Annotated in this window: 13 protein-coding genes; 12 read left to right on the forward strand and 1 reads right to left on the reverse strand. The window is 70.0% G+C overall.

The window, feature by feature from the left end; translation table 11 throughout:
* Positions 1-30: 30 nt before the first annotated feature.
* From ACZ61E_RS19525 to ACZ61E_RS19580, 12 genes are all read left to right on the forward strand, one after another.
* Positions 31-1,785 (forward strand): ABC transporter substrate-binding protein, encoded by a 1,755-nt coding sequence (locus ACZ61E_RS19525; protein WP_469700948.1) that lies wholly within the window; start codon positions 31-33, stop codon positions 1,783-1,785.
* A gap of 108 nt (positions 1,786-1,893) precedes the next feature.
* Positions 1,894-2,907: an ABC transporter permease gene (locus tag ACZ61E_RS19530; RefSeq protein WP_469700949.1), complete on the forward strand. Its 1,014-nt coding sequence runs from the start codon at positions 1,894-1,896 to the stop codon at positions 2,905-2,907.
* Positions 2,904-4,037, forward strand: a complete 1,134-nt coding sequence (locus tag ACZ61E_RS19535; RefSeq protein ID WP_469700951.1) for an ABC transporter ATP-binding protein — start codon at positions 2,904-2,906, stop codon at positions 4,035-4,037. Before ACZ61E_RS19530 ends, ACZ61E_RS19535 begins: the two co-directional genes overlap by 4 nt.
* 35 nt (positions 4,038-4,072) lie before the next feature.
* On the forward strand, positions 4,073-5,323 hold the full coding sequence (locus tag ACZ61E_RS19540) for an ABC transporter ATP-binding protein (RefSeq protein ID WP_469700952.1): 1,251 nt from the start codon (positions 4,073-4,075) through the stop codon (positions 5,321-5,323).
* 288 nt (positions 5,324-5,611) lie between these two features.
* A complete protein-coding gene (locus tag ACZ61E_RS19545; protein ID WP_469700953.1) occupies positions 5,612-7,282 on the forward strand; it encodes an ABC transporter substrate-binding protein in 1,671 nt (556 codons plus the stop codon).
* 164 nt (positions 7,283-7,446) lie between these two features.
* Complete coding sequence (locus tag ACZ61E_RS19550) at positions 7,447-8,451, forward strand: ABC transporter permease (RefSeq protein WP_469700954.1); 1,005 nt, start codon at positions 7,447-7,449, stop codon at positions 8,449-8,451.
* A 19-nt stretch (positions 8,452-8,470) separates the two neighbouring features.
* Positions 8,471-9,424: an ABC transporter permease gene (locus tag ACZ61E_RS19555; RefSeq protein ID WP_469701017.1), complete on the forward strand. Its 954-nt coding sequence runs from the start codon at positions 8,471-8,473 to the stop codon at positions 9,422-9,424.
* Between the two features lie 6 nt (positions 9,425-9,430).
* Complete coding sequence (locus tag ACZ61E_RS19560; protein ID WP_469700955.1) at positions 9,431-10,510, forward strand: ABC transporter ATP-binding protein; 1,080 nt, start codon at positions 9,431-9,433, stop codon at positions 10,508-10,510.
* Complete coding sequence (locus ACZ61E_RS19565; protein ID WP_469700957.1) at positions 10,507-11,580, forward strand: ABC transporter ATP-binding protein; 1,074 nt, start codon at positions 10,507-10,509, stop codon at positions 11,578-11,580. The genes ACZ61E_RS19560 and ACZ61E_RS19565 overlap by 4 nt, the downstream gene beginning before the upstream one ends.
* Before the next feature lie 248 nt (positions 11,581-11,828).
* Positions 11,829-12,503, forward strand: coding sequence for a trimeric intracellular cation channel family protein (locus ACZ61E_RS19570; protein WP_469700958.1), 675 nt, complete (start codon positions 11,829-11,831; stop codon positions 12,501-12,503).
* Between the two features lie 38 nt (positions 12,504-12,541).
* Complete coding sequence (locus ACZ61E_RS19575) at positions 12,542-13,399, forward strand: thioesterase family protein (protein WP_469700960.1); 858 nt, start codon at positions 12,542-12,544, stop codon at positions 13,397-13,399.
* Positions 13,400-14,110: 711 nt separating this feature from the next.
* The gene (locus ACZ61E_RS19580; protein ID WP_469700962.1) at positions 14,111-15,274 is read left to right on the forward strand and encodes a cysteine desulfurase family protein; all 1,164 of its coding nucleotides are present in this window, start codon (positions 14,111-14,113) and stop codon (positions 15,272-15,274) included.
* 760 nt (positions 15,275-16,034) lie between these two features.
* On the opposite strand, the gene ACZ61E_RS19585 is transcribed toward ACZ61E_RS19580, so the two are convergent.
* Positions 16,035-16,799, reverse strand: a complete 765-nt coding sequence (locus tag ACZ61E_RS19585) for an N-acetylmuramoyl-L-alanine amidase (RefSeq protein ID WP_469700964.1) — start codon at positions 16,797-16,799, stop codon at positions 16,035-16,037.
* Positions 16,800-16,816 lie beyond the last annotated feature (17 nt).

Raw genomic sequence — 16,816 nt, forward strand, 5'->3', positions numbered from 1 at the left:
TACTCCATTGATAGAGGGGCTTTCCTCAGGATGAAGACCAAGAAGGCGACAGCTGTCCTGGCGACAGCCATCGTGCTGGCGCTGAGCGCGTCGGCGTGCGGCGGCTCGGACAGCAAGGACAACGACAGCAAGGGTGGTGCCGGCAAGGACGCCGGGCTGACCTCGGTCGTCAACAAGTCCGACAAGAAGGGGGGCACCGTCACCTACGAGCACTCGGACGTGCCGGACTCCCTCGACCCGGGCAACACCTACTACGGCTGGGTGCAGAACTTCTCCCGCCTGTACGGCCGTTCGCTCACCTCCTTCAAGCCGGCCGCCGGCAAGGAGGGCCTGGAGGTCGTCCCCGACCTCGCCGAGTCGCTGGGTGAGGCGAGCGCGGACGCCAGGACGTGGACGTACAAGCTCCGCACGGGCGTCAAGTTCGACGACGGCAGCCCGGTCACGTCCAAGGACGTCAAGTACGCGATCGAGCGCAGCAACTTCGCGCCCGAGGCCCTGTCGAACGGCCCCACCTACTTCAAGGCGTATCTCGAAGGCGGCGAGAAGTACAAGGGTCCCTACAAGGACAAGTCCGCCGAGGGCCTGAAGTCCATCGAGACCCCGGACGACCAGACGATCGTCTTCAAGCTCAACAAGCCGTTCGCCGACTTCGACTACCTGGCGACCTTCTCCCAGACGGCCCCGGTGCCGCAGGCGAAGGACAAGGGCGCCGAGTACGTCAAGCAGATCTCGTCGTCGGGCCCGTACAAGTTCGAGTCGTACAACGAGGGCCGCGGCGCGACCCTCGTGCGCAACCCGCACTGGGACAAGGCCACCGACCCGATCCGCCCGGCGCTCGCCGACAAGATCACCATCAAGTTCAAGGTCAACCCGACCACGGTCGACCAGCACCTGATGAGTGACAACCTCACCGTGGACGCCGCGGGCACCGGTCTCCAGACGAAGACCCAGCCCAAGGTCCTCACCAAGAAATCCGAGCTGGCCAAGACGGACAACTCGTACGCCGGCGCCACCTCTTACCTGGCGCTGTCGACGAAGGTGAAGCCCTTCGACAACGCGGACTGCCGCAAGGCCGTGCACTACGCGATCGACAAGGCGTCCGTCCAGGGCGCGCTCGGTGGCCCCACCAAGGGCGACGTGGCGAGCACGCTCCTCCCGCCGACGGTCAACGGGTACCAGAAGTTCGACCTGTACCAGACCGAGGGCGACAAGGGCGACGTCGCCAAGGCCAAGGCCGCGCTCGCGGACTGCGGTCAGCCGGACGGCTTCAAGACCAACCTGACGGCCCGCTCCGACCGCCCCGACGAGGTGCAGATGGCGACCGCCATCCAGGCGTCGCTGAAGAAGGTCGGCATCGAGGCGGAGATCAAGCAGTACCCGGCGGGCAAGTACTTCAGCAACTTCGCCGGTGTCCCCAGCTACGTCAAGGAACACGACCTCGGCATGATGATGATGGCGTGGGGCGCCGACTGGCCGACCGGCTTCGGCTTCCTCGACCAGATCGTCAACGGCTCCGCCATCAAGCCCTCGGGCGGCAACAACCTGATGGAGCTGGACGACCCGAAGATCAACAAGGCGCTGTCGGACGGTATCGCGCAGACCGACGACGCCGCCCGCACCAAGGCGTGGGGCGAGATCGACAAGCTCGTCCTGGAGAACGCCTCGGCCGTGCCGCTGATCTACCGCAAGAACCTGCTGTACCGCCCGGACTCGGCGACCAACGTCACCGTGACCCAGGCGTACCTGGGCATGTACGACTACCTGCTGATCGGCTCCACCACCTGATTCAGCGGCAGCGCCTTTCCAACCCCCCGACATGCCTGAAAGGCAGGTGAAGGCATCGGGTCCGCCGGCCGGGTCGTCCCCGGCCGGCGGACCCGGCGCCGATCGGCTGTGACTGCGTACATCATCCGACGCGTGATCGCCGCGGTAATGCTGTTGCTGGTGGTCAGCGCAGTCACCTTCGCGATCTTCTTCCTCGTCCCACGGCTCGGTGGGCAGACGATCGACCAGCTGGCGGTCCAGTACGTCGGTAAGGACGCCAACCCCGAATCGGTCGCCGCCGTCAAGGCGAACCTGGGGCTCGACCAGCCCCTCTACACGCAGTACTACGACTTCATCAAGGGCATCTTCGTCGGCGCGGAGTACAACTTCGGCCCCGACCCGTCCCTGTGCAACGCGCCCTGCTTCGGCTACTCCTTCAAGACGCACGTCGAGGTCTGGCCCGAGCTGATGGACCGGGTCCCGGTCACCTTCTCCCTGGCCATCGGTGCCGCCGTGATCTGGCTGCTCTCCGGCGTGGCCATCGGTGTCCTCTCGGCCCTCAAGCGCGGCTCGGTCTTCGACCGCCTCGCCATGACGCTGGCCCTCACCGGTGTCTCGCTGCCGATCTTCTTCACCGGCATGCTCGGTCTGGCCCTCTTCACCGTCCAGTGGCCCCTGTGGTCGGACGGCGTCAACTACGTCCCGTTCACGGAGAATCCGGCGGACTGGGCCTGGAACCTGATCATCCCCTGGTGCAGCCTCGCCTTCCTCTACTCCGCGCTGTACGCCCGGCTCACCCGGGCCGGAATGCTGGAGGTGATGGGGGAGGACTACATCCGTACGGCACGGGCCAAGGGCCTGCGGGAGAGCACCGTCGTCGGCAAGCACGGACTGCGGTCCGCGCTGACACCCATCGTCACGATCTTCGGTATGGACTTCGGTCTGCTGCTCGGCGGCGCCGTCATCACCGAACAGGTCTTCTCCTTCCAGGGCATGGGCGCGTACGCGATCCAGTCGGTGAAGGAGGCCGACCTGCCGATCGTGATGGGCGTGACCCTGTTCGCCGCCTTCTTCATCGTCTTCTGCAATCTGCTGGTGGACCTGGTGTACGCCGCCATCGACCCCAGGGTGAGGTACTCGTGAGCGAGGTTTCCAAGGAGCAGTCCGCCGTACGGGTTCCCGGTCCCGCCCCCGCGCCGGGCGAGCCGATGGCCGCCGGGTTCGCCGGGGCCACCGGGGCCGGCGGCCCCGGCGAACCCTTCCTCTCCGTACGCGACCTGCGTATCCACTTCAGCACCGACGACGGTCTGGTGAAGTCGGTCGACGGCGTCAGCTTCGACGTCCACGCCGGCCGGACCCTGGGCATCGTGGGCGAGTCGGGCTCCGGCAAGTCGGTCACCTCGCTCGGCGTGATGGGCCTGCACCGCTCCGCCAACGCCGCGATATCCGGCGAGGTCCTGCTGGACGGCGAGGAGCTGGTCGGGGCCGACCCCGACCGCGTACGGCGGCTGCGCGGCCGGAAGATGGCCATGATCTTCCAGGACCCGCTCTCCGCGATGCACCCGTACTACCGCATCGGCGCGCAGATCGTGGAGGCGTACCGCGTCCACCACAAGGTCACCAGGAAGGCCGCCCGCGCACGTGCGGTGGAGATGCTCGACCGGGTCGGCATCCCCGAGCCGCACAAGCGCGTCGACAGCTATCCGCACGAGTTCTCCGGCGGTATGCGCCAGCGCGCGATGATCGCGATGGCCCTGGTCAACAACCCCGAACTGCTCATCGCCGACGAGCCGACGACCGCCCTGGACGTGACCGTCCAGGCGCAGATACTCGACCTCATCCGGGACTTGCAGAAGGAGTTCGGCTCCGCCGTCATCATGATCACCCATGACCTCGGGGTCGTCGCCGAGATGGCGGACGACCTGCTGGTCATGTACGGCGGCCGGTGCGTCGAACGCGGACCGGCCGAGAAGGTGTTCTACGAGCCGCAGCACCCCTACACCTGGGGGCTGCTCGGCTCGATGCCCCGGATCGACCGCGAGCAGACCGAACGGCTCGTCCCCGTCAAGGGCCAGCCGCCGTCGCTCATCAACGTGCCGGAGGGCTGCGCCTTCAACCCGCGCTGCCCGTACGCGGATGTGCCCAAGGGCGGCATCACGCGCACGGAGCGCCCCGAGCTGGAGCCGGTCGGCTCCGGGCACCACTCCGCCTGCCACATGACGCGGGAGCAGCGGAACAGGATCTGGACCGAAGAGATTGCGCCGAAGCTGTGAGCGCCGACGCCGTGAGCAACGCAAAGGATCCCGCTGTGGCGGACAGGCCGGTGGAAACGGTGAAGGACGGGGCGCGTGAGCCCCTGCTGAGGGTCGAGGGGCTGGTCAGACACTTCCCCGTCAAGAAGGGGCTGTTGCAGCGCCAGGTGGGCGCCGTCAAGGCGGTCGACGGGCTCTCCTTCGACGTGCACGCCGGTGAGACGCTCGGCGTCGTCGGCGAGTCGGGCTGCGGCAAGTCGACCATGGGCCGGCTGATCACGCGGCTGGACGAACCGACCGGCGGGCGCATCGAGTTCCAGGGCCACGACATCACGCACATGTCGGCGGGCAGGATCCGGCCGCTCCGCCGCGACGTGCAGATGATCTTCCAGGACCCGTACTCGTCGCTGAATCCGCGCCACACGATCGGCACGATCGTCGGCGCGCCGTTCAGACTCCAGCACGTGGAGCCCGAGGGCGGGGTCAAGAAGGAGGTCCAGCGGCTGCTGGGCCTGGTCGGGCTGAGCCCCGAGCACTACAACCGCTATCCGCACGAGTTCTCCGGCGGACAGCGCCAGCGCATCGGCATCGCGCGGGCCCTGGCGCTCAGCCCGAAGCTGGTCGTCGCCGACGAGCCGGTCTCGGCGCTGGACGTGTCGATCCAGGCGCAGGTGGTGAACCTGCTGGACGACCTCCAGGACGAGCTGGGGCTCACGTACGTGATCATCGCGCACGACCTCTCGGTCATCCGCCATGTCTCGGACCGGATCGCCGTGATGTACCTCGGCAAGATCGTCGAGCTGTCGGACCGCAAGTCGCTGTACGAGCGGCCGATGCACCCGTACACGAAGGCGCTGCTGTCCGCGGTGCCGGTGCCGGACCCGAGACGGCGCGGGGTCAGGAGCGAGCGGATCCTGCTCAAGGGCGACGTGCCGTCACCGCTCTCGCCGCCCGGCGGCTGCCGGTTCCACACCCGCTGCTGGAAGGCGACGGAGGTGTGCCGGACGGTGGAGCCGCCGCTGATCCGGCTGGAGCCGGGGCACGAGGCGGCCTGTCACCACCCGGAGAACGCGCCGGACCAGATCCCGGACGACACGAAGGTGCTCGCCTCGGCGCGCGAGGCGATCGCGCTCGTGGGCGATGCCGTGGCCTCCGGCGCCGCCGCACCCTCCGGCCCCACCGGGGCTCCCGCACCGGGAGCCTCCGGGAAGGCCTCCGGGGGGCCTCCCGCGGCTGCCACGGGCGCCTCCGGGGAGGTTTCCCGGGGCGCCGCCCCAGGGGCCTCCGAGGGGCTCACCGGGGATTAGCCCGCGGGCGCCGCGAACCGTCGCGCCCCTTCCGTCCGCATGGTCCATCATGCGGACGGAGGGCTTCTGCGGCGTACGGGAGGTTCATCCGGTTCGCCCGCCCAACTGCGTCTCACCTGGCGTGACTTGACTGGTAGGGGTGAGATGCCCGAAGTAGGATGATTTGTCGAGTGTCCGGATCTCAGGTCTGCAACTCCGGATTGCGATCTGTTCATTTGGCACTTTCTTGACTGTAATGTTCGGCCGTCAAGACCGAGCCCTCGACTCGTTGGACCCCTGGGGTGGACCATGCGAATAATCAAGTCCCGAGCCGCTGGGGCGATCGTGACGGCCGTGGCCGTCACGCTGATCGCCACAGGCTGCTCCAGCGATCGCGACAAGGAAGGTGACTCGGGCGGCGCGAAGGACACCTTCGTCTTCGGCGGCCCCGGTGACCCCGGTTCGCTCGACCCGGCGCTCGCCAGCGACGGCGAGACCTTCCGGGTCACCCGGCAGGCCTTCGAGGCGCTGCTGGAGCACGAGTCGGGCGGCAGCGAACTGGCCCCCGGCCTCGCCGAGAAGTGGTCGAGCAACGAGGCCGGCACGGTCTGGACGTTCAACCTCCGCAAGGACGTGACCTTCCACGACGGCGAGAAGTTCAACGCCGCCGCCGTCTGCGCCAACTACGACTACTGGTTCAACTGGACGGGCACGTACCAGTCCAGCGCGGTCTCCTACTACTGGCAGACCATCATGGGCGGCTTCGCGAAGAACGAGGACCCCGAGACCCCGAAGGCGAACTACAAGTCCTGCACCGCGACGGACGAGAACACCGCCGTCATCGAGGTCAACGAGCCCTCCGCGAACCTGCCGGGCGGCTTCTCCCTCCAGGCGCTGGCGATCCACTCGCCCAAGGCCCTGAAGGAGTACGCGAAGCAGGAGGCCACCGCCAAGGGCGACGCGATCACGTACCCCAAGTACAGCCAGGTGGCCGGTACGGTCGCGGGCACGGGGCCGTACAAGATCAGCGAGTGGAACAAGGGCAACAAGGAAGTCTCGCTGGAGCGCTTCGACGACTACTGGGGCACCAAGGCCAAGATCAAGAATCTGGTCTTCCGCACCATCGACACCGAGGACGGCCGCCGTCAGGCCCTCCAGGCCGGTGACATCGACGGCTACGACCTGGTCGCTCCCGCCGATGTGAAGACGCTGGAGAACGGCAAGTTCCAGGTCCCCACGCGTGACGTCTTCAACATCTTCTACGTCGGCATGAGCCAGGGTAAGAGCGCCGCCCTGAAGAAGCCCGAGGTCCGGCAGGCGATCGCGCACGCCATCGACCGCGAGAACCTGGTCAAGACCCAGCTTCCCGAGGGCGGCGTGGCGGCGACGCAGTTCATGCCCGACACGGTCGCCGGCTACTCGGACGCGGTGAAGACGTACCCGTTCGACACCGCCAAGGCGAAGTCGCTCCTCAAGGACGCCGGTGAGAGCGCCCTGAAGATCGACTTCTGCTACCCGACCGAGGTCACCCGCCCGTACATGCCCGCTCCGCAGGACATGTTCGAGCTGATGAAGTCCGACCTGGAGAAGGCCGGGATCACCGTCACCCCCAAGCCCATGAAGTGGGCCCCGGACTACCTGGACGCCACCGAGGCGGGCAGCTGCGCGCTGCACATGCTCGGCTGGACCGGTGACTTCAACGACGGCTACAACTTCATCGGCACCTGGTTCGCCGAGTTCGACAAGCAGTGGGGCTTCAAGGACAAGGGCGTCTTCGACGCGCTGAAGACCGCGTCGACTGAGACCGACCCGGCCAAGCGGACCGACCTGTACAAGAAGGCCAACGAGACGATCATGGAATACCTGCCGGGTGTGCCGATCTCCTCGTCGCCGCCGGCGATCGCCTTCGCCGCCGACGTCAACCCGCCGAAGGTCTCCCCGCTGACGCAGGAGAACTTCGCCGAGGTGTCCTTCAAGTAAGGACAGCGCGCACGCCGGGTCCGCCCGGTCGCGGTGCACGTCCCGACCGCGACCGGGCGGACCTGTCTCGCTGACGGTCGGTCCACCACACGTGGACCGACCCGGACACAGATGAACACGGATGAACGACGCCAGGAGTACGCAATGAGAAAGGGGCACGCGGGGTGCTGCGACTCGTCGCACGACGACTGCTACAGCTGATACCCACCCTGCTCGGTCTGTCGGTTCTGCTCTTCCTGTGGCTGAACCGGCTGCCCGGCGGACCCGCTTCGGCGATCCTGGGTGAACGGGCGACCGACGCCGAAGTGGCCCGGATCAACCGGGCACTGGGACTCGACGAGCCGGTCTGGGTCCAGTACTGGCGGTTCATCAAACGGATCTTCGAACTCGACCTCGGTACCTCCACACAGACCGGCCAGCCGGTGTGGGAGGAATTCACCCTGCGCTTCCCGGCGACCGTCGAACTCAGCGTCGCCGCGATACTCATCGCGGTCGTGGTCGGCGTCCCTCTCGGCTACTTCGCCGCGCGGCGCCGCGGCAGCTGGCTGGACGTGACTGCGGTCTCTGGCTCACTGCTCGGCATCTGTATTCCGGTCTTCTTCCTGGCGCTGCTCCTCAAGGGTTTCTTCGCCGTCAACCTCGGGCTCTTCCCGAGCTACGGCCGGCTGTCGACCGGCATCGACGCGACGAAGGTCACCGGATTCGCCGTCCTGGACGGCCTGCTGACCGGCGAGTTCGACGCGTCGTGGGACGCGATCACGCATCTCGTACTCCCGGCGGTCGCGCTCGCCTCCATCCCGCTCGCCGTCATCGTGCGGATGACCAGGGCCAGCGTGCTCGAAGTGCTGGGCGAGGACTACGTACGCACGGCCGAGTCCAAGGGCCTGGACAAGCGCGTCGTACGCGGCCGCCACGTCCTGCGGAACGCGCTGCTGCCGGTGATCACCGCCATCGGCCTGCTGACCGGCAGCCTGCTGTCCGGCGCGGTACTCACCGAGTCGGTCTTCAGCTTCGGCGGGATCGGATCCTTCATCCGCACGTCGATCGACGCCCGCGACTATCCCGTGCTCGTCGGCTTCATCCTCTTCATCGCGCTGGTGTACGTCCTGATCAATCTGCTGGTCGACGTGGCGTACAGCCTCATCGACCCGAGAGTGCGGGTGCACTGACGTGAACGCCATACCGAACATGACGAAGAAGGCCGACAAGATCGACCGGCTCGCACAGCTCACCGAGCGGACCGAGAGCACCTCGGGCGCCGGACTGTGGCGCGAGGCCTTCCGCCGGCTGCGCACCAGCAAGACCGCGATCATCGGCGGCGTGGTGATCGGCCTGTTCGTGCTGATCGCGATCGTCGGCCCGTGGCTCGCCCCGTACAGCCCCACCGCGCAGGACTGGCGCGGCGAGGTCTTCCCCAACCAGGGCCGCTTCGTCGGACCGCGCGGTGAGAACTGGTTCGGCCTGGACCACCTGGGCCGCGACGAGTTCTCCCGGATGCTCGTCGGTGCCCGGCAGACCCTCCTCGTCGGTGTCGTGTCGATGCTCATCGGCCTGGTGGCCGGCGCGATCGTCGGCGCCGTCTCGGGTGCCGCCGCCACGCTCGGCGGCGAGGCGGGCAAGCGTGTGGACACCGTCATCATGCGTTTCACGGACATGATGCTGGCGCTGCCCTCGCTGCTGCTGGCCGTGTCCGTCGCGGCCGTGCTCGGCCAGTCGCTGACCACGGTGATGATCGCGGTGGGCGTGGTCCAAGTGCCGGTGTTCGCCCGGCTGCTGCGCGGTTCGATGCTCGCGCAGGGCAGCTCCGACTATGTGCTGGCCGCCAAGGCGGTGGGCATCCGAAAACGCCGTATCGTCCTCACCCAGATCCTGCCCAACTCGCTCAGCCCGGTGATCGTCCAGGCGACGCTCAGCCTGGCCACCGCGATCATCGAGGCCGCCGCCCTGTCCTATCTGGGCCTCGGCAATCCGGACCCGGCGATCCCGGAGTGGGGCGTGATGCTGTCACAGGCACAGCGCTTCTTCGACAACGCGCCGATGATGTCGGTCTATCCGGCGGTCGGGATCATCGTCACCGCTCTCGGCTTCACGCTGCTCGGTGAGGCCATGCGGGAAGCTCTCGATCCGAAGCTGCGAGGCTGAAGTCCCATGTCACTTCTCTCAGTTGACGAACTGTCGGTCACCTTTGCCGGGCACGCGACGGGCCGGGGCGCGGGGCGCGACACCAGGGCCGTCGACGGCGTGTCCTTCGACGTCGCCGAGGGCCAGGTCGTCGGCCTGGTGGGCGAGTCGGGCTGCGGCAAGTCCGTGACGGCGCTCGCCCTGATGGGTCTGCTCCCGCGCAAGGGGGTGAGCGTCGGCGGGCGCGCCGACTACGACGGCGCGAACCTGCTCGCCATGGACGAGAGGAAGATCCGCGACCTGCGCGGCAGCCAGCTCGCGATGATCTTCCAGGACCCGCTCTCCTCGCTCAACCCGGTCGTCCCGGTCGGCGTTCAGGTCACCGAGATCCTGAGCCGCCACCGGGGGCTGAAGGGCGAGCCCGCCCGCAAGGAGGCCGCCACGCTGCTCGACCGGGTCGGCATCCCCGACCCGAACCGGCGGCTCAAGGAGTACCCGCACCAGCTCTCCGGCGGCATGCGGCAGCGCGCGCTCATCGCCATGGCGGTCGCGTGCGCGCCGCGCCTGCTGATCGCGGACGAGCCGACGACGGCGCTCGACGTCACCATCCAGGCCCAGATCCTCGAACTCCTCAAGGAGTTGGTGGACCAGGAGGGCACCGCCCTTCTGATGATCACTCATGACCTGGGTGTCGTCGCCGGACTCTGCGACCAGGTGAACGTGCTCTACGCGGGGCGCGCGGTGGAGACCGCGGGCCGCCGTGAACTGTTCGCGCACCCCACCCATCCGTACGCGCACGGGCTGCTCGGCTCCATCCCGCGCCTCGACGCACCGCGCGGTGATCCGCTCAGGCCGATCCGGGGGTCGATCAACGACAAGATCGCGTGGGCCGACGGCTGCGCGTTCGCGCCGCGCTGCGACTTCTACACGATGGAGTGCCTGACGGGCACTCCCGAACTCACCGAACCGCGTGCGCCCGGCCATCAGGTGCGCTGCGTCAACCCGGTCCTGCCGGCCGATCCCGCCGACGCGGCGGCCGGGGCCGTTGCGCCCGGCGACGCCGACCCGGCCGGTCCGGCCGAACCCACGGCGGAGGTCCCCTCATGAGCCTGCTCGAACTGGACGGTGTGAAGGTCCACTTCCCCGTGAAGAAGGGCGTCTTCTTCGACCGTACCGTCGGTCATGTGTACGCCGTCGACGGTGTCTCCCTGAAGGTCGAGGCGGGCCAGACGTACGGCCTGGTGGGGGAGTCGGGCTGTGGCAAGACCACCCTCGGCCGCGCCGTGCTGCGCCTCGTCGACATCACCGACGGCGAGGTCGTCTTCGACGGCACGGATCTGGCGAAGCTGCCCGAGGAGGAGATGCGGAAGAACCGGCACCGTCTCCAGATGGTGTTCCAGGACCCGCTCGGCAGCCTCAACCCCCGGCAGAACATCGAGTCGATCCTCTCCGAGGGCATGGCGGCGCACGGCATCGGCGCCGACCAGGAGGAGCGCCGCGAGCGGATCAAGAAGATCCTCGCGGAGGTCGGCCTGCCCTCCAACGCGCTCTCCCGCTACCCGCACGAGTTCTCCGGCGGCCAGCGCCAGCGCATCGGCATCGCGCGGGCGCTGGTCCTCGAACCGGACGTGATCATCTGTGACGAGCCGGTCTCCGCGCTCGACGTCTCCATCCAGGCGCAGGTGATCAACCTCCTTGAGGAACTCCAGGAGTCCAAGGGCCTGACATATCTCGTCATCGCCCACGACCTGGCCGTGGTCCGCCACATCTCGGACGTCATCGGGGTCATGTATCTCGGCTCCCTGGTGGAGGAGGCCCCGAGCGACGCGCTGTACGCCGGGCCGAGGCACCCGTACACCAAGGCGCTGATGTCGGCGGTACCGGTGCCCGACCCCGAGGTGGAGGACCGGCGCGAACGGATCCTGCTCCGCGGCGACCTGCCCTCCCCGGCGGCGCCGCCGGCGGGCTGCCGCTTCCACACCCGCTGCCCCTGGAAGCAGGAGACACGGTGCGCGACGGAGCGTCCCGAGCTGACGGTCCTGGGCGACGGCCACCGGGTGGCGTGTCACTTCGCGGCGGAGATCGAGGCCGGGACGGTGGAGCGGACGAGGGCGACGGGGATCGCGGCGGTGACGGAGACCGGCCCCGGGGCGGAGTCGGTGTCGGAGCCGGTCTGAGACGGACACCGCACCGACGAGGCGGTCCGCCCGCCGGGTCCGCCCGCCGGGGCGGGCACGGCGGGCGCTGCCGGTCGGCCCGGCGGTGCGGTGCGGTGCGCGGGTGGCGGCGGTGCGCGGCGGAGTGGTCCGTTCCGGTCCGCCGCGCCTCCGTCCCCGCCCGGGAGCGCGCCGGGCGACTGCGCCCACTCGGGGCCCCGGGGGCGGGCGCCTGTCCGGTGTTCACCCGCCCCAGGTAGAACTGTCGGGTGTTCCAGGAACTGTTCAGCCCCTCCGTCCAGCACTCGCTCGACCTCGCCGGCATCTTCGTCTTCGCCATCTCCGGCGCGCTGCTCGCCGTCCGCAAGAACTTCGACGTCTTCGGCATGGCCGTGCTCGCCGAGGTCACGGGGCTGGGCGGCGGGCTGATCCGGGACCTGGTGATCGGAGCCGTACCACCGGCCGCGTTCACCGATCTCGGATACTTCATCATGCCGCTGGTGGCCACCGTCCTGGTGTTCTTCCTGCACCCGCACGTCGAGCGCATCCAGGGCGCGGTCAACGTCTTCGACGCGGCGGGGCTCGGGCTGTTCTGTGTGACTGGCACCGTGAAGGCGTACGAGTACGGGCTCGGCCTCACCGCCTCCGCCGCGCTCGGGCTCGCCACGGCGGCGGGCGGCGGTGTCCTGCGTGACGTCCTCGCCAACGAGGTCCCGTCCCTGCTGCGCTGGGACCGGGACCTGTACGCCGTCCCCGCGATCGTCGGGGCGACGACGGTCGTCCTCTGCATTCGCTTCGACGCGCTGAACGGGCTGACGAGCGGGCTCGCCGTCGTCACCGCGTTCGCGCTGCGGCTGCTGGCGATGCGCTTCCACTGGCGGGCGCCGCGCGCCTACAACCGCCGCTCGACGGCGGCCGAGGACCAGACGGGACCACATCTGTAAGCTACCGCTCAGTAATGCATTGTTGTACCGTGCCTCTCATGGCACAGGCAGCGCGGACACCCACCGCGGACAACGAGTTCGACCGCGACACCACCGTCACCCTTCGCGAACCGGGCGTCTACGACGCGGACCTCTCCGAGGGCTGGGCGATCCTCTCCGCCGTCAACGGCGGCTATCTGCTGGCGATCGTCGCCCGCGCGCTGCGTGACGCGCTGCCGCACCCCGATCCGTTCACGGTCACCGCCCATTATCTGACCCCGTCACGGCCCGGCCCGGCCGTCGTGCGGACCGAGACGGTACGCGCCGGGCGCACCCTCGCCACCGGACAGGCGTCCCTGTTCCAGTACGAGCCCGACGGCACGGAGGTCGAACGCGTCCGGGTCCTCGCGGCGTACGGGGCGCTGGACTCCCTGGGCGACGACGTCCGCACCTCGGTGAAGCCGCCCGCCCTGCCGCCCGCCGAGGAGTGCCTGGGTACGGAGGACGGCCCCACCGCCTTCCCCGGCGACTCCGGCTTCACCCGGCGCGTGGTGGTCAGGCTCGACCCCGCGACCACGGGCTGGGCGGTCGGTGAGCCGTCGGGGAAGGGCGAGGTGCGCGGCTGGTTCTCGCTGGCCGACCCTCGCGAGCCCGATCCGCTCTCCCTGCTGCTGACGGTGGACGCCTTCCCGCCGACCGCCTTCGACCTCGGGCTCACCGGCTGGACCCCGACCGTCGAACTGACCACGCACATCCGGTGCCGCCCGGCGCCCGGACCGCTGCGGGTCTTCGTGACCACACGGAACCTGGCGGGCGGCTATCTGGAGGAGGACGCCGACGTCTGGGACAGCGCCGACCGGCTGGTCGCCCAGTCCCGCCAGCTCGCCAGGGCGCCAAGGGTGCCCGGGGCGCGGTGACCGGAGGCCGTGTCCGCCGCCGGGGTCACGGAGCCGTAAGGAGGAAGTCGCCGGGCGACAGGGTGAGTTCGGCGGGGGAGTCCTCCTGCACGAGATGGCCCGCTCCCGCGACGAGACGCGACTCGGCGCCGGGGATCAGCCCGGCCAGCCGTTTGCCCCTCGACGGCGGGATCCAGATGTCCTCCTCGCTCGGCAGGCCGGCACCGACAGGTCCAACTCGCCGTACCGGCCCTGGATCTCGTCGGTGAAACGCCGCTCGTTCTGCGCGATCCGCCGGTAGAACGCGGCCTGCCCCGCCTCCGTGCACCACGGCTCCACCAGCGCGTCCAGGATGTCGGAACGCGGCGTCGTGCCGGGCCTACGCCTCGACCGTGCGCCCGGCACCGTGGCGCGCCACGGACCCCCGCCCACGGCATCCGGTCCGGGCGCCGCCGCGCCGGTCCGGGCGCCGCCGCGCCGGACCGGTCGGACGCGCGGCGGGCCGGGCCCGCTCCCGGGCGCCGGTCGTCCGGCGCCGATCCGGCCCCGCGGTGACGAACATCTCGGCGCTCCCGCCGCGACCGGTCACGCGGCCCCTTGCGAGCGGCGGGTCTGCCGTCCCCACCAGGGGCCGGGCCGGGGCGGCGGGCACCGTCCGGGGCGGCCGGCCGCCACCGGCGCCCCCGCCCACGGCGATCCGCGCCCGGCACGGCTCGTAGAATCGTCAGCACCATGGCCTATCTCGATCACGCCGCGACCACCCCGATGCTTCCCGAGGCCATCGAGGCGATGACCGCACGGTTCGCCGACGTCGGGAACGCGTCCTCGTTGCACGCCGCCGGGCGGCGGGCCCGCCGCACCGTCGAGGAGGCGCGCGAGGAGCTCGCCGAAGCCCTCGGCGCCCGGCCCAGCGAGGTCGTCTTCACCTCCGGTGGTACGGAGGCCGACAACCTCGCGGTCAAGGGCCTCTACTGGTCCCGCCGCGACGCCGACCCGGCCAGGACGCGGGTGCTCGCCAGCCCCGTGGAGCACCACGCCGTCCTCGACGCCGTCGACTGGCTCGGCGAGCACGAGGGCGCGAACGTCGAGTACCTGCCCGTCGACCGGTACGGCAGGGTCTCCCCCCAGGCGTTGCGGGAAGCGATCGAACGCGACCCGGACGACGTCGCGCTGGCCACCGTCATGTGGGCGAACAACGAGATCGGCACGATTCTCCCCGTACGCGAACTCGCCGAGGTGGCAGCCGAGTTCGGCGTACCGCTGCACTCCGACGCCGTCCAGGCATTCGGCCAGACCGAGGTCGACTTCGCCGCGTCCGGACTCGCCGCGATGACCGTCACCGGCCACAAGATCGGTGGCCCCTACGGCGTCGGCGCGCTGCTCCTCGGCCGTGAGTACACCCCCGTCCCCGTCCTGCACGGCGGCGGCCAGGAACGCCATGTGCGCTCGGGCACCCTCGACGTCCCGGCGATCGCGGCGTTCGCCGTCGCGGGGCGGCTCGCCGCCGAACGGCGGGGCGAGTTCACCCGCGACATCGGCGCCCTGCGCGACGACTTGATCGCCTCTGTACGGAAGGCCGTGCCGGACGCGGTCCTCGGCGGTGACCCCGTCGACCGGCTCCCAGCCAACGCCCACTTCAGTTTCCCCGGCTGCGAGGGCGACTCGCTGCTCCTGCTGCTGGACGCGCAGGGCATCGAGTGCTCGACCGGATCGGCGTGTACGGCGGGGGTCGCGCAGCCCAGCCACGTACTGCTGGCGACGGGCACCGACCCCGAACTGGCGCGCGGCACGCTCCGGTTCTCCCTCGGCCACACCTCCACGGAGGCCGACGTCGAGGCGGTCGCCTCGGCGATCGGCCCGGCGGTGGGGCGGGCGCGGACGGCGGGTCTGAGCTAGCGGCTGCGTCTGCGAGCTGGCGCCCGGGGCGGCTCCGGGGCCGGGGTGGCGGTGGGTGGCCTCAATCGCCGGCCGGGCTTGGGTGGTGCGGGCCGGTGGCCGGGTGCCGCTCCGGGGTCATGTCCGGACGGCGTGATTTACGGCGCGTGCAGGGTTCGTTGGACCCGCTGACCGGGCTTGTTCACGCGCCACAAATCAGCCTGAGTGTCCGGCCACGACCCCTGCGCGTCCCCCTTCCCTCCCGCGGGAAGGGGGACGGCCTGTCTCTGCGGGAGGCGGGAGGCGGGCCGGGGTTCGGTGGCCGCCCGGATACCCGCAGGACGCGGCCGGGGGCGGCCCGTGCCGGTGCCTCGCGGCGGGAGACAGACCGGGGGCGATGACCGCCGCGGTCACCCGCGACAGACGGCCCCGGGGGCCGGGGACCGCCGGGATCGCCCGCAGCAGACGGTCCCGGGGCCGGGGACCGCCGGGATTACCCGCCAGAGGGGCGCCCGGGGGTCGGTGACCGTTGCGGGTGACGGCGGAAGGGGGGCGGGGGCGCAGGAGGTGCGTGTTCGGACACTCAGGCTGATTTGTGGTGCGTGGACAAGATGGGTCAGCGGGTCCAACGAACGGGGCACGCGCCGTAAATCACGCCGTCCGGACATGCGCCTCCGGAGGCCCCGCACCCCGACCACGACCCACAACCGCAACCCAGACCCCGCACCCCGCACCCCGCACCCCGCCGGGAGGGCACCCGCGGATACCGACGGACCCCGGCTCACCCCGACCCCGACGGCGCCGCCTCCACCGTCTCCAGCTCCGCCCGTGCCGCCCGCACCAGCTTCATGTACCGGTCCCAGTCCCAGTGCGGCCCCGGATCCGTGTGGTCGGTGCCCGGCACCTCCACGTGCCCGATGATGTGCTTCCTGTCGACCGGTATCCCGTACCGCCGGCAGATCCCCGCGGTCAGCCGCGCCGACGAGCGGTACATCGCGTCCGTGAAGTCCTCCGGCCGGTCCACGAACCCCTCGTGCTCGATGCCGACACTGCGTTCGTTGTAGGCGCGGTTCCCCGCCTGGTACGCCACGTCCAGCTCACGGATCATCTGCGCCACGTGGCCGTCCTTGCGCACCACGTAATGCGTGGCCGCCTGGTGCGCCGGGTCCTTGAACACCTTGAGGGCCGTGCTGAAGCTGCCCTGCACCACATGGATGATCACCATGTCCACGGTGTAGTCGTCCGGCCGGTCCGCCCGGCGCCAGTTCGCCGACGACGCCGCCACCCACTCGGCGCCCGCGTGATCCAGCTCACCCGGCTTGCGGGGCTTCTCCACCCCCGGCACCCGGTACCAGATCCGCGTCGCCTGGTCCTGACCCGCCACGACGGCCACCACCCCGCCGCCGCCCACCAGCACGGCCGCGCCGCCGATCAGCAGCCCGCGCCGCCCGATCCCCGGTCCTTCTCCGACCGGTGTCCCGCCCGTGCCGGAGCTGTCCGCACCCGGGGTGTCACCGCTCGCGGCGCCCCGCTTCCTCTTGCCCATGGACCGACAACGGATAC

Source organism: Streptomyces sp. NPDC104581, from assembly GCF_055583685.1.